The sequence below is a fragment of the Paracoccus laeviglucosivorans genome, from assembly GCF_900182695.1.
Taxonomy (GTDB): domain Bacteria; phylum Pseudomonadota; class Alphaproteobacteria; order Rhodobacterales; family Rhodobacteraceae; genus Paracoccus; species Paracoccus laeviglucosivorans.
The window spans coordinates 117026-138627 of record NZ_FXTK01000003.1 but is presented as its reverse complement, the minus strand read 5'-3'; the positions used below and the strand labels follow the sequence as shown (position 1 = coordinate 138627).

Below are 21602 nucleotides of genomic sequence, written 5' to 3'. Positions count from 1 at the left end.
AGCGAATTCGCCCCCGGTTGCTTCAGGCGGCCGGGGGTTTTGTCATGTCCGCCGCGGTCAGCCGGAACGCACGGCCAAAGCCGCCGTTCAGCTGGCCAGACACCGGCACCAGCCGCCAGAAGCGGAAATCCGGCAGGTCGATATAGATCGTGGCCTTCGGGTCATGGGCCAGCCAGCGCGCCCGCCGCGTGGGATCGGGCGGGGCCGGTTCGGCGCGCGTCAGCATCGACAGCCGCGCATGGGTCATCGCGTCCCCCTTGGTCGCGGCGTCATCTGTGACCAGCAGTCCGGCACGCGGATCGGCGGCAAGCGCGCGGCTATGGGCGGCAAGACCGGAAAGCAGCGCCACCGGAACCCCATCGGGATCAAGTTGCAGCGCGATGCGCGTCACCAGTGGCGTGCCGGTATCCGGGTCCAGCGTCCCCAAAGCGGCGTGACGCATCTGAGCCAGCAGGTTCAGCGCCAATGCGCGGGCTTGGTCATCTGTGGGTCGAATCGGGTCCATGCGCCGCAGATTGATCCGCAGAGGCGGGCGGCACAAGGTGAGGCGGTTTGTGAATTATTTACAAGTTCACCACTTCATCGGTGAAGTAATTTACAAAAATATTGCTATCAGAAAATGGTTTACGACCTGATCCTCGACGTATTAACTTTGTGCCCAATCGGCATCTTCACGGATCGCCGCCGCGTCTTGGGAGAGGGCGCAAGAGCGTAAGATACCGCATAGCGAGTAGAGGAGGCCCGCCATGTCCGTTGATAACACAGCAAAACACCCCATTCCGCCCGGCTTTGAGGATGCTCTGCTGAAGCCTGCGGATTACACGCGGATGTATGACGAATCGATCCGCGATCCTGATGCATTCTGGGCGCGCGAAGGTCGGCGGATCGACTGGATTCACCCGTATTCGGTTGTGAAGAACACCGACTTCACCTTTGGCAAGGTCTCGATCAAGTGGTTCGAGGATGGGATCCTGAACGTCTCGGTCAACTGCATCGACCGGCATCTGCCGACCAAGGCCGAGCAGACCGCGATTATCTTTGAACCCGACGACCCCAAGGCCACCGCCCGCCACATCACCTATGCCGAGCTGTCGGAAAAGGTGAACCGCTTTGCCAATGTGCTGCTGAGCCAGGGCGTGATGCGCGGCGACCGCGTGGTGATCTACATGCCGATGATCCCCGAAGCGGCCTATGCCATGCTGGCCTGTGCGCGGATCGGGGCGGTGCATTCGGTGGTCTTTGCGGGCTTTTCGCCGGATGCGCTGGCGAACCGGATCAACGATTGCGGCGCAAAGCTGGTCATCACCGCTGACACCGCGCCGCGGGGCGGGCGTCGCACGCCGCTGAAATCGAACACCGATGCGGCGCTTCTGCATTGCTCCGACCGGGTGCGCTGCCTGGTCGTCAAACATACCGGCGATCAGACGACATGGATCGAGGGCCGCGATGTCGATGTCCTGAAGCTGATGGACGAAGTCAGCCCGGACTGCCCGCCGCGCCCGATGAATGCCGAAGACCCGCTGTTCATCCTGTATACGTCAGGCTCGACCGGGCGGCCAAAGGGGGTCGTGCATACCACGGGCGGGTATCTGGTCTATGCGGCGATGACGCATAAATATGTCTTCGATTACAAGGACGGGGACATCTTCTGGTGCACGGCGGATGTGGGCTGGGTCACCGGGCACAGTTACATCGTCTATGGCCCGCTGGCCAATGGCGCGACCACGCTGATGTTCGAAGGCGTGCCGACATGGCCCGATGCGGGGCGTTTCTGGGAGGTCTGCGACAAGCATCGCGTGACCCAGTTTTATACCGCGCCGACCGCGATCCGTTCGCTGATGGGTCAGGGCCCGGAATGGGTCGATCGTCACGACCTGTCCAGCCTGCGCGTCCTTGGCACGGTGGGCGAGCCGATCAACCCCGAAGCGTGGGTCTGGTATGACAAGCACGTAGGCAAGGGCCGCTGCCCCATCGTCGATACCTTCTGGCAGACCGAAACCGGCGGGCACATGATCACCTCGATCCCCGGCGCGATCGAGACGAAGCCCGGCTCGGCCACGCTGCCTTTCTTTGGCGTGAAACCCGAAGTGCTGGACCCGGCCTCGGGCCAGATCATCGAAGGCAACGGCGTCGAGGGCGTGCTGGCCATCGCCGACAGCTGGCCTGGCCAGATGCGCACGCTTTGGGGTGATCACCAGCGCTTTATGGAGGCGTATTTCCAGCAATATCCCGGCTATTACTTCACCGGCGACGGCTGCCGCCGCGACGAGGACGGCTATTACTGGATCACCGGGCGCGTGGATGATGTCATCAACGTCAGCGGCCACCGCATGGGCACAGCCGAGGTGGAATCGGCGCTGGTCGCGCATGAGAAGGTCGCCGAGGCTGCGGTGGTGGGCTTTCCGCATCAGATCAAGGGGCAGGGCATCTATGCCTATGTCACGCTGATGAACGGGGTCGAGCCGTCCGACGACCTGAAGCGCGAGCTTGAGACATGGGTGCGCACCGAAATCGGCCCCATCGCCAAGCCTGACCTGATCCAATGGGCGCCGGGCCTGCCCAAGACCCGTTCCGGCAAGATCATGCGCCGCATCCTGCGCAAGATCGCCGAAGACGATTTCGGCAGCCTTGGCGACACCTCGACGCTGGCCGATCCCGGCGTCGTCGACGAATTGATCGAGAACCGCATGAACAGGGCTTGATCGACCGCGCGGCAGGGTATCCCGCCGCGCGACAAGGGGAGGCCGCGCCCGGAGGGGGAGTTCCGGGCGGGGAGAGGGAAAAGCCGTCCATAAGGGCGGATCAAGCGCATCAGGAAGCCTGCATCGTTTTCGACACCCGTCGGAACCGACCGGCCCCATGATGCCGATCAACGGCCAGTGCAGGCTGGCTTTCAGGGGAGGAAACCCATGGCTTACAACACGACGGATGTCGGAGAGGTGCGCTCGCGCCCGATGACGCCCGAGGAAAAGAAAGTCATCATCGCGTCGTCCGCAGGGACGATCTTCGAATGGTATGACTTCTACCTTTACGGTTCGCTGGCGGCGATCATCGGCGCACAGTTCTTCACCGCTTTCCCGGAAGCCACGCGCAACGTCTTTGCGCTGCTGGCATTTGCGGCGGGCTTCATCGTGCGGCCCTTTGGCGCGCTGGTCTTCGGATCGCTGGGCGATCTGGTGGGCCGGAAATACACCTTCCTCGTCACCATCCTGATCATGGGCATCTCGACCTTTCTGGTCGGTTTGCTGCCGGGTTACGCTAGCTGGGGCGTTGCCGCGCCGATCATCCTGATCGTGCTGCGCATGTTGCAGGGCTTGGCGTTGGGTGGCGAATATGGCGGTGCTGCGGTCTATGTGGCCGAACATGCACCCGCCAACCGCCGTGGCTATTACACCGCATTCATCCAGACCACGGCCACGCTGGGCCTGCTTTTGTCGCTGATCGTCATTCTGATCGTGCAGGGCTACGTGAACGCGAATTACCCGATGGTCGGCGTCGTCGATCTGCAGGGTGCGCCCGTCATGGGGCCGGACGGTCAGCAGACCATGATCACCGCCTTCAACAGCTGGGGCTGGCGGATTCCGTTCCTTGGCTCGATCTTCCTGCTACTGATTTCGCTGTATATCCGCCTGCAGATGGAGGAATCCCCCGCCTTTACCAAGATGAAGGAAGAGGGTCGCGCCTCGAAAGCACCGATGCGCGAAGCGTTCGGCAACTGGAAGAACGGCAAGATCGCCCTGATCGCGCTGTTCGGCCTGACCGCCGGTCAAGCCGTGGTCTGGTATTCGGGCCAGTTCTACGCGCTGTTCTTTGTGCAGAACGTCGTCAAGGTGGACAGCTTCAGCGCTAACGTCTTTGTGGCATGGTCGCTGATCCTTGGCACGGGCGGGTTCCTGTTCTTCGGCTCGCTCTCGGACCGGATCGGCAGGAAGCCGATCATTCTGGCGGGCTGCCTGCTGGCGGCGCTGACCTATTTCCCGGTGTTCGAGCATCTGACCCGCACGGCGAACCCTATGCTGTATCAGGCGCAGCAGACCCCGGTCACGGTGACCCATGCGCCGGACGATTGTTCGTTCCAGTTCAACCCGACGGGCACCGCCAAGTTCACCTCAAGCTGCGACATCGCGAAAGCCTCGTTGGCCAAGGCTTCGGTCAATTATACCTCGGCCGAGGCTGAGGGCGTCACCACCGTCACCGTGGGCGATACCGTGATCCCGTCCTATGACGGGGCGGCGCTGACGGGCGATGCGCTGGCGGCGGAAAAGGCGCGCTTCGACGGCGCGGTGACGGCGGCGCTGGGGCAGGCGGGCTATCCGCTGGCTGCGGGCGACAACACCACGGTCGCCAAGGCCAGCCACTTCTTCGACATCTTCACCGGCCAGAAGCTGATGATCGTCATCACGCTGACCTATCTGATCCTGCTGGTGACGATGGTTTACGGCCCGATCGCGGCGGCACTGGTCGAACTGTTCCCGACCCGCATCCGCTATTCCGGCCTGTCCTTGCCCTATCACATCGGCAATGGCTGGTTCGGGGGACTGCTGCCCGCGACCGCCTTCGCGATCTCGGCGCAGACCGGCAATATCTATGCGGGGCTGTGGTATGCGATCGTCGTCGCGCTGATGACGGTGGTGATCGGCACGATCTTCGTCCCGAACGGCACGCATAAGAAAGACATCTTCGCCGAATGACGGCGCAGGCCGGGCCCTGTCGCGGGGCCCGGCATCACCTTCGGAGGCCGCCATGGCGCATATCCTGATCGTCGAGGACGAGGACAATATCGCCGTCGCGTTGGAATTCCTGCTGGCCCGCGCAGGTCATAGCCACAAGCGCCTTGCGACCGGCGCGGGCGCGCTGGACGAAATCCGGGGCAACCGCCCCGATCTGGTGCTGCTGGACATCATGCTGCCCGACATTTCGGGCTATCAGATCATTCAGGCGCTGCGCGCCGATCCCGGCCTGCAAGATGTGCGCGTGCTGATGATGACCGCGCGCGGATCGGTGGTCGAACGCAAGAAGGGTCTGGCGCTTGGCGCAGACGGCTTTATCGCCAAACCCTTTGAACTTGCCGAATTGCGGGCCGAGATGAGCCGCCTGCTGGGCGCCGCCTAACCGGCTTTTGACAATTCCTCGGGGCGCAGGGCGCCGGGGAAATGGCAGGCGGTCAGATGGCCACCGCCCTGCAGTTCGGGCCGCTCGGTCGCGCAAAGGGCTTCGGCACGCGGGCAGCGCGTGCGAAAGACGCAGCCGGACGGCGGGTTCATGGGCGAGGGCAGTTCGCCCCGCAGCGGGATGATGCGCTTGGCGCGCTCAAGCACCGGATCGGGCACGGGAACCGCCGACAGCAGCGCCTGCGTATAGGGGTGGCGCGGGTCGGCATATAGTGCCTCGGCCTCGGCCAGTTCCATGACACGGCCCAGATACATCACCAGCACGCGGTCGCTGATATGTTTTACCACTGACAGGTCATGCGCGATAAAGATCAGCGCCAGCCCCAGATCGCGCTGCAAGTCGCCCAGCAGGTTGATCACCTGCGCCTGAATCGACACGTCCAGCGCCGAGACGGGTTCGTCGCAGATCACCAGCTTGGGTTCGACGATCAGCGCGCGGGCGATGCCGATGCGCTGACACTGCCCGCCGCTGAATTCATGCGGATAGCGGTTGATCTGGTTGGGCAGCAGGCCGACGCGGTCCATCATGTCCTTGACCCGGAGGCGGATTTCGTCGCGGCCAAGATCCTTGCGATGGGTCAGCAGGGGTTCCGCGATGATCTGGCCCACGGTCATGCGCGGATCAAGGCTGGCCAGCGGGTCTTGGAACACCATCTGGATTTCGCTGCGGTATTTCAGCATCCGGCGCGGCGAAAGGCCGATCAGGTTCGTGCCGTCCTGCCAGACCGCGTGGCCGCTGGCCGGAACCAGACCGATCAGCGCGCGCGCCAGCGTGGATTTGCCACTGCCGCTTTCGCCCACGACGCCCAAGGTTTCGCCCGGCATCAGGGTGAAATCGACGCCGCTGACGGCTTGCAGGACACGCGGCTTCTGGAACAATCCCTGCGCGGGCAGTTCAAAACGGACACGCAGGTCGCGGGCGGTCATCAGGGGCGTGGTCATGGCTGGACCTCCTCGATCGCGGCGGGTTCGGGCAGGTCGGGCTGCGGAGGTGGACCTTGGCGCAGCGCGGATAACGGCGCGTGGCAGGCCCGTTCGCGGTCCACCGCAAACTGCTCCAGCGGCGGCATGGCTTCGCAGACCGGCATGGCATAGGCGCAGCGCGGCGCGAAGGGGCAACCGGGCGGCGGGTTCGTCATGTTGGGCGGGCTGCCGGGGATGGCCGAAAGCTGATCGCCCTTCTGATCGACGCGCGGGATCGCGGCCAGCAACCCTTGGGTATAGGGGTGCGCGGGGACGGCAAAGATCGGCTCGACCGGGGCGCGTTCCATGATGCGGCCGCCATACATGACCATGACGCGCTCGCACGACCCGGCCACCACGCCAAGGTCATGGGTGATCAGCACCATAGCCATGCCGAAATCGCGTTGCAGATCGGCCAGCAGCTCCATGATCTGGGCCTGCACGGTCACGTCCAGCGCCGTCGTCGGTTCATCCGCGATCAGCAGGTCCGGGCGGCACAAAAGCGACATCGCAATCATCACGCGCTGCCGCATCCCGCCGGAAAATTCATGCGGATAAAGCCCGATCCGGCCCCGCGCATCGGGGATTTTCACTGCGTCCAGCATCCGCACGGATTCCACCAATGCCTGCCTGCGCGAGATGCCCTTGTGCAGCACCAGCACCTCGGCCATCTGGTCCGAGACGCGCATGTAAGGGTTCAGGCTGGTCATCGGGTCTTGGAACACCATCGCGATCTTTTCGGCGCGGATGCGGTTCAGCACGCGCGGGCTGGCGTTCAGGATCTCGGTCCCGTCGAACTGGACCGAGCCGGTGGCCCGCCCATTGCGGGCCAAAAGCCCCATGATCGAAAACGCCAGCTGCGACTTGCCACTGCCGCTTTCGCCGACGATGCCCAGCGTCTGGCCACGCTGCACGTCAAGGTTGATGCCGTTGACGGCGCTGACCTCTCCGTCCGTGGTGGCGAAGCGCACGTTCAGGTCGCGGATTTGCAATAGAGCCATGTCAGCGATCCTTCGGGTCCAGCGCATCGCGCAAACCGTCGCCGACGAAGAAAAAGGCAAACAGCGTGATGCAAAAGAAGAACAGCGGGAAGGCCAGCTGCCACAGCGTGCCATAATTCATCGTGCCCGCACCTTCGGAAATCAGCGCGCCCCACGAGGTCAGGGGTTCCTGCACGCCAAGCCCCAGAAAGCTGATGAAGCTTTCCGACAGGATCATCAACGGCACCAGCAGCGTGGCGTAAACGGCGACCACGCCAAGGATGTTCGGGACGATATGGCGCAGGATGATCTTCCAGGCGGGCACGCCGGTGGCGCGCGCGGCCTCGATAAATTCGCGGTTCTTCAGGCTCAGGGTCTGGCCGCGCACGATGCGCGACATGTCTAGCCACGAAATCAGGCCGATGCCCAGAAACAGCATGGTCATGGACCGGCCGAACATCACCAGAAGCAGGATCAGCACGAACATATAGGGGATAGACATCAGAATATCGACCAGCCGCATCATCACCGCATCGGTGCGGCCCCCGACATAGCCCGCCGTCGCGCCGTAAAGCGTGCCGACGATGACGGCGATGCCCGCGCCGATCAGGCCGACCATCAGGGACACCTGCGTGCCCTGCACGGTGCGCGAAAACAGGTCGCGCCCCAGATCGTCGGTGCCGAAGTAATGGCCGTTGGCAAAGCTTGGCGCGCCAAGCTGGGCGGCCTGTCCCATGACGGCAAAGTCCATCTCTTCATTCGACCATGCGGCCAGTTGATTGCCAAAGATCGCGAACAGCGCCACCAGGATCAGCACGAACAGGCTGACCATCGCGGCCTTGTTGCGGCGAAAACGGCGGCGGGCATCGGCCCACGGGCTGCGGCCCCGAACCTCGGGCTCCGCCAGACGGGCGGCAAGCGAGCGCATTTGCTGGGTGTCGACCATGGCATCAATACCTGATCTTGGGGTCGATCCATGCGTAAAGCACATCGACGATGAGATTGAAAAGGATGGTCAGCGCACCGACAAGGATGGTGATCCCCATCATCACGGCATAGTCGCGATTCAGCGCCGAATCGACGAAGCTGCGCCCGATCCCCCCGGTCGAGAAATACATGTCGATCACCACCGATCCGGTGATCATGGTGACAAAGGCCGGACCCAGATAGCTGATGACCGGCAGCAGCGCGGGTTTCAGGCCGTGGCGCAGGATCACCTTGCTTTCCGGCAAGCCCTTGGCGCGGGCGGTGCGGATGTGGTTCGAGCCCAGCACCTCAAGCATGGACGAACGGGTGATCCGCGCGATCGAGGCCATGAAACTGGTGGACATGGCGATGACTGGCATGATCCAGAATGCGGGACCGCCCCAGCCGCCGCCGGGCAGCCAGCCCAGCCACAGCGTAAAGATCAGCACAAGGATCGGCGCCATGACGAAGTTCGGCAGCACCTGCGCGCCAATGGACAGGCCCACGGCGCAATAGTCCAGCCACGAATTCTGCCGGATCGCTGCGGTCACGCCCAGCGAGACACCGACCACAACCGCCAGCACGAAAGATATGGCACCATAGGTCAGCGTCACCGGGAAACCGGCGGCGATGATCTGATTCACGCTGCGGTCGGGATAGACGAAGCTTGGCCCGAAATCGAAATGCGCGACGATGCCCCAGATGTAGTTCAACATCTGACGCCATAGCGGGTCATCCAGCCCGTATTTCGCATTCAGGTTCGCAAGCACCTGCGGCGGCAGGGCGCGTTCCTGCGTGAACGGACCACCGGGGGCCGCGTGCATCAACAGGAAGGAAACGACGATCAGCAAAAGCAGCGTCGGAATGGCGACGGCCAATCGCCTTAGGATAAAGCCGAACATGTGCAGGTTCCCAATCGGTGCCGGACTTGTTCAGGGGGCGACGCAAGGGCCGCCCCCGATCATGCATCACTTGGCGATGCGGTAGATGTCCTTGGCGTACCAGTCGTTCATCACGTTTTCGGTCGAAAGACCTTTGATGTCGTCGCGGATCATATCAACCTTGGAATATTGATAGATCGGGACGATGGGCATATCGGCGGCCAGGATTTTTTCGGCCGCGGTATATTGCTCGTTCGGATCGGCGGACGCCTTGGACTGGTCCATCAGCTTGTCGAATTCGGCGTTGGAATACTTGCCGTAATTCATGCCGGTCGTGCGGAAGAAGTCCAGGAAGGTCGAGGCTTCGTTGTAATCCGCACACCACGCATAGCGCGCCATTTCGAAGTCCTGCGACTGCATACGGTCGGTATGCACCTTCCATTCGACATTGTTCAGCGTCAGCTGCACGCCAAGCGCCTTGTAGAACTGCTGTGCGGCCACCGCGATCTTCTTGTGGTTTTCGTCGGTGTTATAAGTCAGCGTCAACTTCAGCGGATTGTCCGGGCCGTAACCGGCCTCGGCCAGCAGCGCCTTGGCTTTTTCCAGACGCTCGGCCTGCGACCACGCGGCATAGTCGATTTCGGGCATCTTGAAGCCCTCGATCGCCCAATGGGTCCAGTTATAGGCCGGTTTCTGGCCACCTTGCAGGATCTGGTTCACCACGATGTCGCGCTGCATCCCATAGGACAGCGCCTGACGCACGCGGGCATCCTTCAACGCCTCGGGGCCTTTCTCGCTGAGGTTCAGCAGATAGCCATAGGTGCAGGAATAGGGGATCGAAATCGCCTGATCGGGGGATTCCTGTTTCAGGCGCGGATATTGGCCTGCCGGGATCTGCACGCGGTCAAGCTCTCCGGCCTGATAGCGGGTCAGGGCGACGTTGTTGTCGTTTACGGTCAGTCCCTTGATATGTTCCATGACCACATTGGCCGCGTCCCAGTAATTGGGGTTCTTGTCCATGCTGATCTGAACGCCAAGATCGTGGCTGGTCAGGACATAGGCCCCGTTGCCGACCAGTTTGCCGGGCTGGGTCCAGTTGTCGCCCTCGGCCTCGATCACCTTTTGCGGCGTCGGGAAGGTCGAGGCATGCGTGACCATTTTCGGGAAATAGGGGGTAGGGGCGGTCAGCTTGACTTCCAGCGTGTGATCGTCGGTCGCCTTGACGCCCAACTCCTCGGGCTTCTTTTCGCCCTTCACGACGGCAGTGGCGTTTTCGACGTTCATCAGCTCGATGAACCATGCATATTCCGAAGCCGTCTCGGGGTTGGCCAGACGCTGCCACGCATAGACGAAATCCTTGGCGGTCAGCGGGTCGCCGTTCGACCATTTCGCATCCGGGCGCAGGTGGAACGTATAGGTCAGCTTGTCATCCGACAGGTCGAAGCCGGTGGCAACACCGGGAATGGGTGCGCCTTTGGCGTCTTCGTTCAGCAGCCCTTCGAACAGCTGGCGGATGATGTCCGAGCCTTCGACATCTGTGTTCTTCTGCGGGTCGGCGGTCTTGATCGCGTCCAGCAGCCAGAAGGTATAGCTTTGGTTTTCGGCCAGTTTCTCGCCCTCGGCGGGCTGGACGGCAAAGGCCGGGGCGGCAATGCCAAGGCACAGCGCCGAGGTCAGAAGCAGACGGGACATGGGGCACCTCTCTGATGTTTTCATTGGCGCATTCGTGGTATGGAACCGCGCGCGCATACGCAAAGCTGCCGTGAAATCTGTCAGGCAGCAAGGCCAGATTGTCGCTTTCTATGCTGCGCCGGTTGTGAAACAAGACCAAAATGACCCTTGCCCCACGTATCACCATGGTTACCGGAGGCGCCCGTTCGGGCAAGTCTTCCTTGGCGGAATCAATCGTTTCCGGCATCGGCGGCGCGCGCATCTATATCGCCACGGCGCAGGCGTGGGATGACGAAATGACGCAGCGTATCAAACTGCATCAGGACCGCCGCGACGGCTGGATCACCATCGAAGAACCGCTTGATCTGTGTGGCGCATTGCAGCGCACGGATGGGCAGGGCGTGCGGCTGGTCGATTGCCTGACCCTGTGGCTGGCCAATCTGGGCGACGGTGCGGGACCGCAGGTCGAAGCGCTGTGCGATGCGCTGAACCGCCAGAAAAGCCCGGTGGTGCTGGTCACGAACGAGCTTGGTCTGGGCATCGTGCCGGAAAATGCGCTTGCACGACGCTTCCGCGACCAGCATGGCTGGATGAATCAATCGGTGGCCCGCATCGCCGATCAGGTCTGGATGGCCGTCAGCGGTTTGCCGCTGCGCCTGAAACCGCAAAGAGAGACGCCTTGAAGCAATTCGACGAAGCTGCCGCCACTGCCGCCCGCAACCGTCAGGCCGAACTGACCAAGCCCCCCGGATCGCTGGGGCGGCTGGAAAGCCTTGCCGTCTTCATGGCGGGCTGGCAGGGAACGGCGCGCCCCCGGATCGAGACGGCGCAGGCGTTGGTCTTTGCTGGCAATCACGGCGTCACAGCGCAGGGCGTGAACCCCTTCCCGGTCGAAGTCACGGCCCAGATGGTCGCGAATTTCGAAAATGGCGGGGCGGCGATCAACCAGCTGTGCCGTCTGGCAGGCGCGGATCTGCAGGTTATTGCGCTGGATCTTGACCGACCCACGGCGGATTTCACCCAAGGGATGGCGCTGGAGGTGCCCGATCTGGTCGCCTCGATCCAGACGGGCAAGAATGCGGTGAACCCGGATGCCGATGTGATCGTGCTGGGGGAAATGGGCATCGGCAATTCGACCGTCGCCGCAGCCCTTGCCGCCGCGACCTTTGGCGGTGTGGCCGAGGATTGGGTCGGCCCCGGCACTGGCGCGGACGACGAAATCATGGCCCGCAAGATCGCTGCTGTGAACACGGGTCTGAAACGGCACAAGGGCGCGGCCACTGCCGCCTCGATCCTTGGCAGCTATGGCGGGCGCGAACAGGCCGCGATCTGCGGCGCGGTGATCCGGGCGCGGGAGCTGGGCATCCCGGTCATTCTGGACGGCTTCATCTGCTCGGCCGCAGCAGGGGTGTTGCTGGTTAACGATCCCGATGCGCTGGCCCATTGCCTGATCGGCCATGAAAGCGCCGAGCCGGGGCATCGCCGCCTGATCGCCGTGATGAAAAAGGAACCTGTGGTAGGGCTGGACATGCGGCTGGGCGAAGGCTCGGGCGCGGCGATTGCGCTGATGATCCTGCGCGCGGCACTGGAATGCCACAACGGCATGGCGACCTTTGCCGAGGCTGGAATTGGCTGAGCCCAGCCGCGAATTCGCGACTGCGCTGGTCTGGCTGACCCGCCTGCCGATGCGCCGCGTCATCCCCGTCCCGCTGGCGCGTGCGGTCTGGGCGTTTCCCCTCGTCGGGTTGGTCGTGGCGCTGTTGGGCAGCGTGACCCTGATCGTGGCCGATGCCCTAGCGCTGTCCGATATGGTCGCGGCGCTGCTGGCGCTGGCGGTCATGGCGCTGGCGACGGGTGCGCTGCACGAAGACGGGCTGGCCGATTACGCCGATGGCTGCGGCGGCGCCACGCGCGAGCGTGCATTGGCGATCATGCGCGATTCGCGCATCGGAAGCTATGGTGTGCTGGCGCTGATCTTTTCCGTGGGGCTTAAGGTCGCGGCGCTGGCTGATACGGATCAAGCAGCGCTGGCGCTGATCGCTGCCGCTGCGTTGTCGCGGGCGGGCATGGGGGCTGGTTTGCGCTGGTTGCCACCTGCGCGCAGCGACGGTCTGGGCAGGCTGGCAGGCCGCCCGACCACAGGCGCGGTCTGGACCGGGCTGGCCATCGGCGCGGCGCTTGCGGCGCTATGCGGCTTTGGTGCGGCGGTTCTTGCAGTTCTTGCCTGCGGCACGGCGCAGGCGCTTGTCGCCAGAAACGCCCGCCGTCGATTGGGTGGACAGACGGGCGATGTGCTGGGCGCAATGCAACAGGTGGGCGAGGTCGCAGCGTTACTTGCACTTTCCACAGTGCTATAGGGACCGCTGCTTGACGGAATCAACGCTTCATTCATAACTTTCCCCTATCAACGACCGGAAAACCGGCGATCCGCCTGAGGAGGGCGGCTAAATAGCTAGGGAGGTGACTGGCATGAACGCCCTGTTGGGCCTGTCACGCGGGATCGACCGCGTGAATACCTTTATTGGACAAGCGGTGACATGGCTGATCCTTGTCGCCGTTCTTGTCAGCGCGGGCAATGCCGTGGTGCGCAAGGTGATGAATACGTCATCGAACGCTTGGCTGGAGCTGCAATGGTATCTGTTCGGCGCGGCGTTTCTGGGTGCCGCAGCCTATACGCTGAAGGAAAACGAACATATCCGCATCGACATCATCTATGGGATATGGCGCAGGCGCAGACAGCACTGGATCGACCTGATCGGCCATGTGCTGTTCCTGATGCCCTTTATCACGCTGATGATCTGGCTGCTGATCCCGTGGGTGATGCGCAGCTATCATAGCGGAGAGGTTTCTACCAATGCGGGCGGGCTGGTTCTGTGGCCGGCCAAGGCCATGCTGCTGGCCGGTTTCATCATGCTGTTCTTTCAGGGCATATCGGAAATCGTCAAGAAAATCGCGGTGATGCGCGGCATAATCCCCGATCCGAACCCGTTCGTTTCAGCGCATGAGGCTGCCGCGCTTGAGGGCGAGGCGATGGCGCGCGACATGGAAGCCGCGCTTGACGATGATACCAAGACGGAGCCGCGCAAATGATGATCTTCATCGCGCAGAACATGGCGCCGATCATGTTCGCCTCGCTCGTGATGTTTTTGCTGTTCGGCTATCCGGTGGCCTTCGCGCTGGCCGCAAACGGGCTGCTGTTCTTTATCATCGGGGTCGAGCTTGCACCGCTTTCGGGCGGCACGATCAACCTGTCCTGGCCTTTGCTGAACGCCATGCCCGAACGCTTATGGGGGGTGATGTCAAATGAGACATTGCTGGCCATTCCGTTCTTTACTTTCATGGGCATCCTGCTGGAAAAATCCGGCATGGCCGAGGATCTGCTCGACACCGTGGGTCAGCTTTTCGGGCCGATCCGGGGTGGTCTGGCCTATGCCGTGATCATCGTCGGCGCGCTGCTGGCGGCGACCACCGGAGTCGTTGCGGCATCGGTGATTGCGATGGGGCTGATCTCATTGCCGATCATGTTGCGCTATGGCTATGACCGGCGCATCGCATCGGGGACCATCGCGGCCTCGGGCACGCTGGCGCAGATCATTCCGCCCTCGTTGGTGCTGATCGTGCTGGCCGACCAGTTGGGGCGGTCGGTGGGTGACATGTATGCAGGTGCGCTGTTTCCGGGTCTGGTGCTGACCGGGCTGTATATGCTGTATATCTTTGTCACGTCGATCCTGAAGCCTGCCTCAGTCCCGGCACTGCCGCCCGAGGCGCGGACGCTGGGTTCGGGCGTCATGTCGCTGCTGGTCGCGCTGCTCGTCACGGCGGCAATCGGCTGGTTCGCCTTTCGCTGGCTTTATCCCACGCACGGCAAGGATGCCGACATTCTGGCCCCCGCGCTGGCCATCATCGCGGTCTATGTGGCGGCCCTGCTGGACAAAAGCCTGAAGACCAACCTGATGTCGCGGTTGGCGCAGCAGGTCATCATCGTTCTGATCCCGCCGCTTGCACTGATCTTTCTGGTGCTGGGCACGATCTTTCTTGGCATCGCCACGCCCACCGAAGGCGGCGCGATGGGCGCCGTCGGCGCGCTGTTGCTGGCCGCGATGAAAGGGCGGCTGAACTATGACGTGATCCGGCAGGCATTGCTGGCCACGACCCGGCTGTCGGCCTTTGTCATGTTCATCCTGATCGGTGCGCGGGTCTTTTCGCTGACATTCTATGGCGTCAACGGCCATATCTGGGTCGAGCATCTGCTGACCTCGTTGCCGGGGGGCGAATACGGCTTTCTGATCGCCGTCTCGATCCTGGTGTTTCTGCTGGCCTTCTTTCTCGATTTCTTCGAGCTGGCCTTTATCATCGTGCCGCTGTTGGCCCCTGCGGCGGAATCGTTGGGGATCGACCTGATCTGGTTCGGCGTCTTGCTGGGCGTCAACATGCAGACCAGCTTCATGCACCCACCATTCGGCTTTTCGCTGTTCTTCCTGCGATCCGTCGCGCCCAAGGTCGCGTATAAGGACAAGGTGACGGGCCGCATGATGGAGCCGGTGACGACGGGTCAGATCTACTGGGGCGCGGTCCCCTATGTCTGCATCCAGCTTGTCATGGTCGGCATCGTGATGGCTTTTCCGGGGCTTGTCATGCATTACAAGGGCCCGCCCATCGATACCACCAACGTCACGATCGAAATTCCCGAGACGCAGGGACTTGGCGGGCTGGGCGGTCTTGGCGATCCGTTTGGCGCACCTGCCAGTGGCGATGCGCCAGCGGCTGGCGACCTTGGCGGATTGGGCGGCGTGCCGGATTTCGGCGGCGGCACGGCCCCGGCGCCGGATGCGGCACCTGCGGCACCCTCGGGGGGATTGGATCCATTATCGGGTCCGCCACCGGGGCTGGGCGCGCCTGCAAACTGAATGAAAGAACCGCCGCGATCATCTCGCGGCGGTTTTGTTTCTGTCAGCGGCGCTTACAGGGTCTTGTTGCGCTGTTGGATCATCATGAAGGTATCGAACGTGTATTCGGCGGTCTGGTTATACAGATACCAGTTCGCACGCGCTTCCTTGATGGAATCCCAGATTTTCTTGAAGGCCGGATTCGACCCCTCCAACTCGGCGTAAACTTCGTTGGACGCCTTGTAGCAGGCATCCAGCACCTCTTGGCTGAAGGGGCGAAGCTGCGCGCCAGCCGCAACCAGTTCCTTCAGCGCGATGGGGTTCAGGTGATCGTATTTCTGCAGCATATCGGCATCCGCCGCACGGGCCGCCGTATGCAGCAGGGCTTTGTAATTATCGGGCAGCTCTTCATACTTGGCCTTGTTGAACAGGAAGTGGACGGTTGGACCGCCTTCCCACCAGCCGGGATAATAATAATAAGGTGCAACCTTGAAGAAGCCCAGTTTCTGGTCGTCATAGGGGCCGACCCATTCCGATGCGTCGATCGTGCCCTTTTCCAATGCGGGATAGATGTCACCGCCGGCAATCTGCTGGGGCACCGCGCCCAGACGGCTCAGCACTGCGCCGGCAAACCCACCCACACGGATCTTAAGACCCTGCAGATCGGCCACCGTCTTGATTTCCTTACGGAACCAACCGCCCATCTGGGCGCCGGTATTGCCGCCCGGCAGACCGAACAGGTTATATGTCGCAAGGAATTCGTTGAACAGATCAATGCCGCCGCCATAATATTGCCAGGCGTTATGCGCCCGCGCGGACAGCGCGAACGGCACGGCTGCCCCCAATGCGAAGGTCGGATCCTTGCCCCAGCTGTAATAGGCCACGGTGTGGCAGGCTTCGACCGTGCCGTCGCTTGCGGCGTCCTGCGCCTGCAAACCGGGGACAATCTCACCCGCGGCAAAGACCTGAAGCTGGAACTTGCCGCCGGTCGCCTCGGACAGGTATTTCGACAGGGTTTCGGCCCCGCCATAGATCGTGTCCAGCGACTTGGGAAAAGCCGATGCAACGCGCCAGCGCACTTCGGGCATTTCCTGCGCGATTGCGGGTGCGGCAAGCGTTGCCCCCGTCGCGGCCACAGCCCCCCCCAGCGTCGCGCGCGTCAGAAAGCCGCGGCGGCCGAATTCCTTCGATTCCGTCATTGATTCCTCCCGTTGGAACGCCGGAAAACCGGCCCGTTCGCGGCAAGTTTTACACGGGTCCGCAACCCTGTCGAGCGTGGCGTCGCGGCATTTCTGACACGCCGCCTCGCCTTATCTTGTGGTGGCAACTGCGGACTACCCAAGGCTTTCGGGCTTGCCTATACTGGCTGCGGTTCTGACCTATCGGGGGACAATGGATGCGCTGTCCGTTCTGCGGAAATGTGGACACCCAGGTAAAGGATTCGCGTCCTGCCGAAGATAACGTGGCGATCCGCAGGCGGCGTTTCTGCCCGGCCTGCGGTGGCCGTTTCACGACCTATGAACGGGTGCAGTTGCGCGATCTGGTCGTGGTCAAGACCAGCGGTCGGCGCGAGGATTTCGACCGCGCCAAGCTGGAGCGTTCCATCCGCATCGCCATGCAGAAACGCCCAATCGATCCAGAGCGGATCGACCAGATGATTTCAGGCATCGTGCGGCGTTTGGAAAGCATGGGCGATACCGATGTGCCGTCGAAGGTCATCGGTGAGATCGTGATGGAGACGCTGGCCCGGATCGACACCGTGTCCTATGTCCGCTTTGCCAGTGTTTACAAGAACTTCCAGGCAGCCGACGATTTCGACAAGTTCGTGTCCGAACTGCGTCCCGGCGCCGTCGGCGAGTGAACGACGCCCAGCACATGGATCACGCGCTGGGTTTGGCCCGGCGCGGATTGGGCAATGTCTGGCCGAACCCGGCCGTGGGTTGCGTGATCGTGCAGGACGGTCGCATCGTCGGGCGCGGCTGGACCCAGCCCGGCGGCCGCCCCCATGCCGAGGTTCGGGCACTGGCGCAGGCGGGCGATGCCGCGCGTGGTGCCACGGCCTATGTCACGCTGGAGCCGTGTTCACATTTCGGCAAGACCCCGCCCTGCGCCAATGCGTTGATCGCAGCGGGGGTTGCGCGTGTCGTTAGCGCCATGACCGATCCCGATCCGCGTGTTTCGGGCCGTGGCCATGCGATGCTGCGCGAAGCGGGGATCGAGGTGACGACCGGCGTGCGCGAGGCGCAGGCACGCGCCATGCAGCAGGGTTTCCTGACGCGAGTGATGCAGGGGCGGCCGATGCTGACGCTGAAACTTGCGACCAGTTTCGACGGACGGATCGCCACCGCCAACGGCGAAAGCCAGTGGATCACAGGACCGGCTGCCCGCCGCCATGTCCATGCGCTGCGTATGATCCATGACGCGGTGATGGTGGGCGGCGGCACGGCGCGCGCCGATCGACCGGGACTGAACGTGCGCGGCTTTGGATCGGTGCGTCAGCCGGTTCGGGTCGTCGTGTCCTCGGATGTACTGCCGGACCTGCCGCCCGAAGGCGCGGATCATGGGCCGCTTTGGCAGGTCGGTGGCGATCCCGATGCGCTTATGACCGAACTGGGGTCGCGTGGCCTGACGCGCGTGTTTTGCGAAGGCGGCGGGGTTCTGGCCGCCAGTCTGCTGCGGGCCGGGTTGGTCGATCAACTGGTCGGCTATACCGCAGGCGTGGTGCTGGGGGGGGACGGGCGCCCCGCCACCGGCGAATTGGGACTGACCCGATTGGCCGATGCGCCGCGTTTTCGGCTGGTCGAAACGCGGCGCATCGGGCCAGATCTGTTCCATCGCTGGCTGCGCGATTAACGCCGCCAAATCCACGCATAGCTGCTGAAGATGCCCTGCATCTTGGCCAACACGCGGTTCGCGAGTCCCCCCTTGGCCGTGAAACGCGGATCGGACAGGCGCATCAGCGCAATCTCGGGCGGGCAAGGCAGGCGGCTGACCGGATCGTAATAGCGCGGATAAGCGATCAGCGCGGCATGGGCCAGTTTGGGCAGATCGGCCTGCGTCTGCCGCCGGTTGGGCACAGGGCCAAGGTCGCGCGTCAGCCCCCAGCCTGCATAGAACGGCGCGCCCAGCGTGGTGACGGGGATGCCGCGCAGCAGCGCCTCGAAACCCATGGTCGAGGTGATGGTCCACACCTCATCGACCTGTGCCATCAATGCGCTGGCACTGGTCTGCTGGGCCACCACGTCGGCAAGCCGGGCCAGATCATCCGCACCGATCAGGCCGGGACGCAGCCCCGCCTCGACATCAGGGTGGGGTTTATAAATCAGCACGGCATCGGGGTTTTCCGCCCTTGCGCGGGTCAGCAGGGCAAGGTTCGTGCGTTCCGCCCCCGCGCCCAGACGGATCGAGGCGTCATCCTCGACCTGTCCCGGCACGAGAATACGATGACCCGGTGGCAGGTCTGGAACGGCGCCGGCAAGGTTGTATTTCGTGACACCTGCGCGGTTCAGCGCCTTGGCCAGCGCCTGCGCCCGCGCCCCCCCCTGAGGCGGCAGCGGCAGCGCGATGATGCGTTCGAAGCGGCTTTCGCGGGTCGGGTCGTAATAGATGCCCAGATCATCGGCGACAAGCGACAGGGGCGGAACCAGCGCCGCGCCAAGCCCGCGCGAACGGATAAAGCCGTCTTCGACGCGGATCGCGCCGGGGGCTTCATTTGCGCGATTGGCCCATGCCAGCGTTGTGCCCTGCGGCTTGGCGGTAAACCGCACGCCGCGTCCGTTACCGAAGACGCGCGCCATGAAGGGCCGTTTCCACAGGCGCATTCCATAAGCCAGATGTCCGGCATGGTCCTGACGCCATGCCTGCGCCTCGGCCTCCAACTGGCGAACCGCGCCTTCGAAATCGGTCAGGCGGTCGGCGCAGGGATCATACCAGACGGGCGCGATCAGGTGGCTGGCGGCGAACAATGTCTGAATGGTCCGGGGCGCGCGTCGCGGAAAGCCATGCTGATCCTCCGACAGGCCCCAGCCCGCGTAAAACGGCTGGCCAAAGATGCGGGGACGATGCCCGGCGAGCATCGCCTCATACCCCAGTTGCGAAGACATGACATAGATACGCGCCGCGCCAGCCAGCAGAGCCCAAGGCGAGACGGGGCCATCGCAGAATTCGTCACCCGTGCGCAGGTCGTCGCGGGTGAAATGACCGGGACGCAGGCCGGATGCGGTTTCGGGATGGCTGCGGATCACCACGCGCTCGCCGAGGTTTTCGTCCCGCGCGGCTTGCAGCATTGCTGCGAATTCCGCCCGTCCCGCGCCCAGCAGCGACGCATCGCCGCGCGTCTGGTCGATCACCAGCACATAGCCCGGTTTGGGCAGTGGGGTCGTGGGCAGATGCGCGTTGTATTTGGACAGATCCGCTGCGATCAGCCGCGCGATACCCATTTTGGCGGCATCCTGCATGGCGGCAGTCTGCGGCTGCGCGATCAGTCGTTCCAGCAGCGATGGGGTGTCGGGGCGAAAATGCAGGCCGTGCGGATCAAGGATCAGGCCGATAGGTCCGCGTTTGCCAAGCCCCGGCGCGCGGCCGGGCAGGATGGAACGCAGAAAGGCGTCCTCGACCCGCATCAGGCCCGCGCCGCGGCGCATCGCCATGCGTTCACCGCGCCATGCAGTGGGGCTTGCGCCCCAAACTCCGATCAGGTCGTCGGGGCCGGGCAGTCCGATTGTCGGGATCCATCCTGCCAGCGACATGATGCGGCGGATGCGCGGCCTGGTGAAAAAGCCGCCATTGTAAACGAAAAGCCGCCGGGAATCCCCGGCGGCCTCAAGATCGTGCTGCACGCGCTTACTCGAACGTGCGGCTGGTCGTGCCGACATCCGAGGCGGTGCCAAGGATCGACTGAAGCGTTTTCTGCCACTGCACGAAGGGCGCTTCGGTGACATAAACCGTGTCGCTGTCACGGATCACGAAATCGCGCGCCATGAACATGCCGTCGGGCTTGGTCAGGTCCAGCACATAGGCCATCCGCTGTGTGCCGTAGACATCGTTGCGGCCCAGAACGGCGCGGGCGACCGATTGCGGTTCGTCACGCAGGACGAAGACGCCTTTCGGGTCGGCCAGCGTGGTCGAAAGACCGCCCACCATGGCTACCGCTTCGATGGCGTTGATGCTTTCGTTGCCCAAGGGAACCTTGGTCTGACCACCAAGCGCACCAAGCGCGGTAAAGCTGCGCTGGTCTTCCTCGACCAGGATGATGTCGCCCGGACGCAGCGCGATGTCGTTGCGCGAGTTCGAATACAGGTCGCGCAGCCACACTTTACCGCTTGCATTGCCGCGTTTGACGGTCACGACGGAAACCTCGGGCTCGATCGAAACACCGCCTGCGCGCGACAGCATCGAGGACAGCGAACGGGTCGGACGCTCGATCGGGTAGACGCCTTGCGCGTTCACTTTGCCCATGACGGAAACGGTGGCACCGTCACCGGCGACGCGCGTTACCATGACCTGCGGGTCGGGGGTCTGGGTTTCAAGTTTCTGCGTGATGATGCGGCGCAGCTCGTCCGGGCTGTTGCCCGCGGCAAGGACGCGACCGGCATAAGGCACGAAGATGTAGCCCTGGCTGTCCACCTGCAATTCCTGCAGCTGGGTCGAGCTTGCACCCATCGAGGCGAGCAGGCCGTCATCGACGTTTTCCCAGATCGACAGGCCCAGAACGTCACCGGGGCGCACTTCGTCGGCGCCGACCTGACCGGCGCGCTGGAAGTCCGCACCGAAACCATAGGCGGGCGAGAAGTTGGCCGCGCGGTTCACGCGATCATCAACGGTGATGATGTGGCTTGAACCGCCTTTCTCGACCGAACCACTGAAGATTTCTTTCTTGCTGGGACCGGAGCGGGGCAAACCGCAAGCCGAAACCAACACAACAGCACCGATCACGGCGATCTTGCCGATCCGGCGGGCCCAGGAACGGCCTGACGTGACGCCAAAACCGTCGCCGACGCGCGAAAAACTCAATGCGGTCAAATTGTTACTCCTGTCTCTCTCGTCCGAATTCGGCTTTGCCGTATCTTTTGACTGGCAAGTTAT

General features: G+C 63.1%; 19 protein-coding genes. 10 read left to right on the top strand and 9 right to left on the bottom strand.

Annotated features, from left to right (window positions below; all coding sequences use genetic code 11):
* Window positions 1-22 precede the first annotated feature (22 nt).
* Window positions 23-505, bottom strand: a complete 483-nt coding sequence (locus FN835_RS04525) for a HugZ family pyridoxamine 5'-phosphate oxidase (RefSeq protein ID WP_142662015.1) — start codon at window positions 503-505, stop codon at window positions 23-25.
* Window positions 506-746: 241 nt separating this feature from the next.
* Here FN835_RS04525 and acs point away from each other — a divergent pair, with 241 nt between their 5' ends.
* The 3 genes from acs (at window position 747) to FN835_RS04510 (ending at window position 5112) form a co-directional block, all read left to right on the top strand.
* Window positions 747-2702, top strand: coding sequence for an acetate--CoA ligase (gene acs, locus FN835_RS04520; RefSeq protein ID WP_142662014.1), 1956 nt, complete (start codon window positions 747-749; stop codon window positions 2700-2702).
* 207 nt (window positions 2703-2909) lie between these two features.
* Window positions 2910-4691, top strand: a complete 1782-nt coding sequence (locus tag FN835_RS04515) for an MFS transporter (RefSeq protein WP_221930395.1) — start codon at window positions 2910-2912, stop codon at window positions 4689-4691.
* A 52-nt stretch (window positions 4692-4743) separates the two neighbouring features.
* Entirely contained in the window at window positions 4744-5112 is a 369-nt protein-coding gene (locus FN835_RS04510; RefSeq protein ID WP_142662013.1) for a response regulator transcription factor, read from the top strand.
* On the opposite strand, the gene FN835_RS04505 is transcribed toward FN835_RS04510, so the two are convergent.
* The 5 genes from FN835_RS04505 to FN835_RS04485 all read right to left on the bottom strand — a co-directional run bounded on the left by FN835_RS04505 (window position 5109) and on the right by FN835_RS04485 (window position 10653).
* Entirely contained in the window at window positions 5109-6113 is a 1005-nt protein-coding gene (locus FN835_RS04505) for an ABC transporter ATP-binding protein (protein ID WP_142662012.1), read from the bottom strand. The two genes, FN835_RS04510 and FN835_RS04505, sit on opposite strands and share 4 nt — an antisense overlap.
* The gene (locus FN835_RS04500) at window positions 6110-7135 is read right to left on the bottom strand and encodes an oligopeptide/dipeptide ABC transporter ATP-binding protein (protein ID WP_142662011.1); all 1026 of its coding nucleotides are present in this window, start codon (window positions 7133-7135) and stop codon (window positions 6110-6112) included. Before FN835_RS04500 ends, FN835_RS04505 begins: the two co-directional genes overlap by 4 nt.
* Window position 7136: 1 nt before the next feature.
* On the bottom strand, window positions 7137-8060 hold the full coding sequence (locus FN835_RS04495) for an ABC transporter permease subunit (RefSeq protein ID WP_142662010.1): 924 nt from the start codon (window positions 8058-8060) through the stop codon (window positions 7137-7139).
* Between the two features lie 4 nt (window positions 8061-8064).
* Window positions 8065-8982 carry an oligopeptide ABC transporter permease OppB gene (gene oppB, locus FN835_RS04490; protein ID WP_142662009.1) on the bottom strand — a complete coding sequence of 306 codons (918 nt, stop codon included), beginning with the start codon at window positions 8980-8982 and terminating at the stop codon, window positions 8065-8067.
* A 66-nt stretch (window positions 8983-9048) separates the two neighbouring features.
* Entirely contained in the window at window positions 9049-10653 is a 1605-nt protein-coding gene (locus FN835_RS04485) for a peptide ABC transporter substrate-binding protein (RefSeq protein ID WP_142662008.1), read from the bottom strand.
* A 140-nt stretch (window positions 10654-10793) separates the two neighbouring features.
* Between FN835_RS04485 and cobU the strand changes: the two genes are divergently transcribed.
* The 5 genes from cobU to FN835_RS04460 all read left to right on the top strand — a co-directional run bounded on the left by cobU (window position 10794) and on the right by FN835_RS04460 (window position 15539).
* Window positions 10794-11315, top strand: a complete 522-nt coding sequence (gene cobU, locus FN835_RS04480; RefSeq protein WP_142662007.1) for a bifunctional adenosylcobinamide kinase/adenosylcobinamide-phosphate guanylyltransferase — start codon at window positions 10794-10796, stop codon at window positions 11313-11315.
* A complete protein-coding gene (gene cobT, locus FN835_RS04475; RefSeq protein ID WP_142662006.1) occupies window positions 11312-12268 on the top strand; it encodes a nicotinate-nucleotide--dimethylbenzimidazole phosphoribosyltransferase in 957 nt (318 codons plus the stop codon). Before cobU ends, cobT begins: the two co-directional genes overlap by 4 nt.
* Window positions 12261-12989, top strand: coding sequence for an adenosylcobinamide-GDP ribazoletransferase (gene cobS / locus FN835_RS04470; RefSeq protein ID WP_142662005.1), 729 nt, complete (start codon window positions 12261-12263; stop codon window positions 12987-12989). The genes cobT and cobS overlap by 8 nt, the downstream gene beginning before the upstream one ends.
* 112 nt (window positions 12990-13101) lie before the next feature.
* Window positions 13102-13722, top strand: coding sequence for a TRAP transporter small permease subunit (locus tag FN835_RS04465; protein WP_142662004.1), 621 nt, complete (start codon window positions 13102-13104; stop codon window positions 13720-13722).
* The gene (locus FN835_RS04460) at window positions 13719-15539 is read left to right on the top strand and encodes a TRAP transporter large permease (RefSeq protein WP_142662003.1); all 1821 of its coding nucleotides are present in this window, start codon (window positions 13719-13721) and stop codon (window positions 15537-15539) included. Before FN835_RS04465 ends, FN835_RS04460 begins: the two co-directional genes overlap by 4 nt.
* Window positions 15540-15592: 53 nt before the next feature.
* On the opposite strand, the gene FN835_RS04455 is transcribed toward FN835_RS04460, so the two are convergent.
* Entirely contained in the window at window positions 15593-16717 is a 1125-nt protein-coding gene (locus FN835_RS04455) for a TRAP transporter substrate-binding protein (protein ID WP_142662002.1), read from the bottom strand.
* A 197-nt stretch (window positions 16718-16914) separates the two neighbouring features.
* On the opposite strand from FN835_RS04455, the gene nrdR reads away from it, so the two are divergent.
* Window positions 16915-17379: a transcriptional regulator NrdR gene (gene nrdR / locus FN835_RS04450; protein ID WP_142662001.1), complete on the top strand. Its 465-nt coding sequence runs from the start codon at window positions 16915-16917 to the stop codon at window positions 17377-17379.
* The gene (gene ribD / locus FN835_RS04445) at window positions 17376-18371 is read left to right on the top strand and encodes a bifunctional diaminohydroxyphosphoribosylaminopyrimidine deaminase/5-amino-6-(5-phosphoribosylamino)uracil reductase RibD (protein WP_342778583.1); all 996 of its coding nucleotides are present in this window, start codon (window positions 17376-17378) and stop codon (window positions 18369-18371) included. The genes nrdR and ribD overlap by 4 nt, the downstream gene beginning before the upstream one ends.
* Here ribD and FN835_RS04440 read toward each other — a convergent pair.
* Both FN835_RS04440 and FN835_RS04435 read right to left on the bottom strand, forming a co-directional pair.
* The gene (locus FN835_RS04440; RefSeq protein WP_142662000.1) at window positions 18368-20392 is read right to left on the bottom strand and encodes a capsular polysaccharide biosynthesis protein; all 2025 of its coding nucleotides are present in this window, start codon (window positions 20390-20392) and stop codon (window positions 18368-18370) included. The genes ribD and FN835_RS04440 overlap by 4 nt on opposite strands.
* Window positions 20361-21539 carry a polysaccharide biosynthesis/export family protein gene (locus tag FN835_RS04435; protein WP_425467451.1) on the bottom strand — a complete coding sequence of 393 codons (1179 nt, stop codon included), beginning with the start codon at window positions 21537-21539 and terminating at the stop codon, window positions 20361-20363. The genes FN835_RS04440 and FN835_RS04435 overlap by 32 nt, the downstream gene beginning before the upstream one ends.
* Window positions 21540-21602: the final 63 nt, after the last annotated feature.

Bases quoted from the DNA above. Each gene is read 5' to 3' on its own strand.
- FN835_RS04465 (WP_142662004.1), top strand. From the start codon at position 13,102: ATGAACGCCCTGTTGGGCCTGTCACGCGGGATCGACCGCGTGAATACC.
- FN835_RS04485 (WP_142662008.1), bottom strand. From the start codon at position 10,653: ATGTCCCGTCTGCTTCTGACCTCGGCGCTGTGCCTTGGCATTGCCGCC.
- FN835_RS04500 (WP_142662011.1), bottom strand. From the start codon at position 7,135: ATGGCTCTATTGCAAATCCGCGACCTGAACGTGCGCTTCGCCACCACG.
- FN835_RS04495 (WP_142662010.1), bottom strand. From the start codon at position 8,060: ATGGTCGACACCCAGCAAATGCGCTCGCTTGCCGCCCGTCTGGCGGAG.
- FN835_RS04440 (WP_142662000.1), bottom strand. From the start codon at position 20,392: ATGTCGGCACGACCAGCCGCACGTTCGAGTAAGCGCGTGCAGCACGAT.
- acs (WP_142662014.1), top strand. From the start codon at position 747: ATGTCCGTTGATAACACAGCAAAACACCCCATTCCGCCCGGCTTTGAG.
- FN835_RS04505 (WP_142662012.1), bottom strand. From the start codon at position 6,113: ATGACCACGCCCCTGATGACCGCCCGCGACCTGCGTGTCCGTTTTGAA.
- FN835_RS04525 (WP_142662015.1), bottom strand. From the start codon at position 505: ATGGACCCGATTCGACCCACAGATGACCAAGCCCGCGCATTGGCGCTG.
- FN835_RS04510 (WP_142662013.1), top strand. From the start codon at position 4,744: ATGGCGCATATCCTGATCGTCGAGGACGAGGACAATATCGCCGTCGCG.
- FN835_RS04515 (WP_221930395.1), top strand. From the start codon at position 2,910: ATGGCTTACAACACGACGGATGTCGGAGAGGTGCGCTCGCGCCCGATG.
- FN835_RS04460 (WP_142662003.1), top strand. From the start codon at position 13,719: ATGATGATCTTCATCGCGCAGAACATGGCGCCGATCATGTTCGCCTCG.
- FN835_RS04455 (WP_142662002.1), bottom strand. From the start codon at position 16,717: ATGACGGAATCGAAGGAATTCGGCCGCCGCGGCTTTCTGACGCGCGCG.
- cobU (WP_142662007.1), top strand. From the start codon at position 10,794: ATGACCCTTGCCCCACGTATCACCATGGTTACCGGAGGCGCCCGTTCG.
- nrdR (WP_142662001.1), top strand. From the start codon at position 16,915: ATGCGCTGTCCGTTCTGCGGAAATGTGGACACCCAGGTAAAGGATTCG.
- oppB (WP_142662009.1), bottom strand. From the start codon at position 8,982: ATGTTCGGCTTTATCCTAAGGCGATTGGCCGTCGCCATTCCGACGCTG.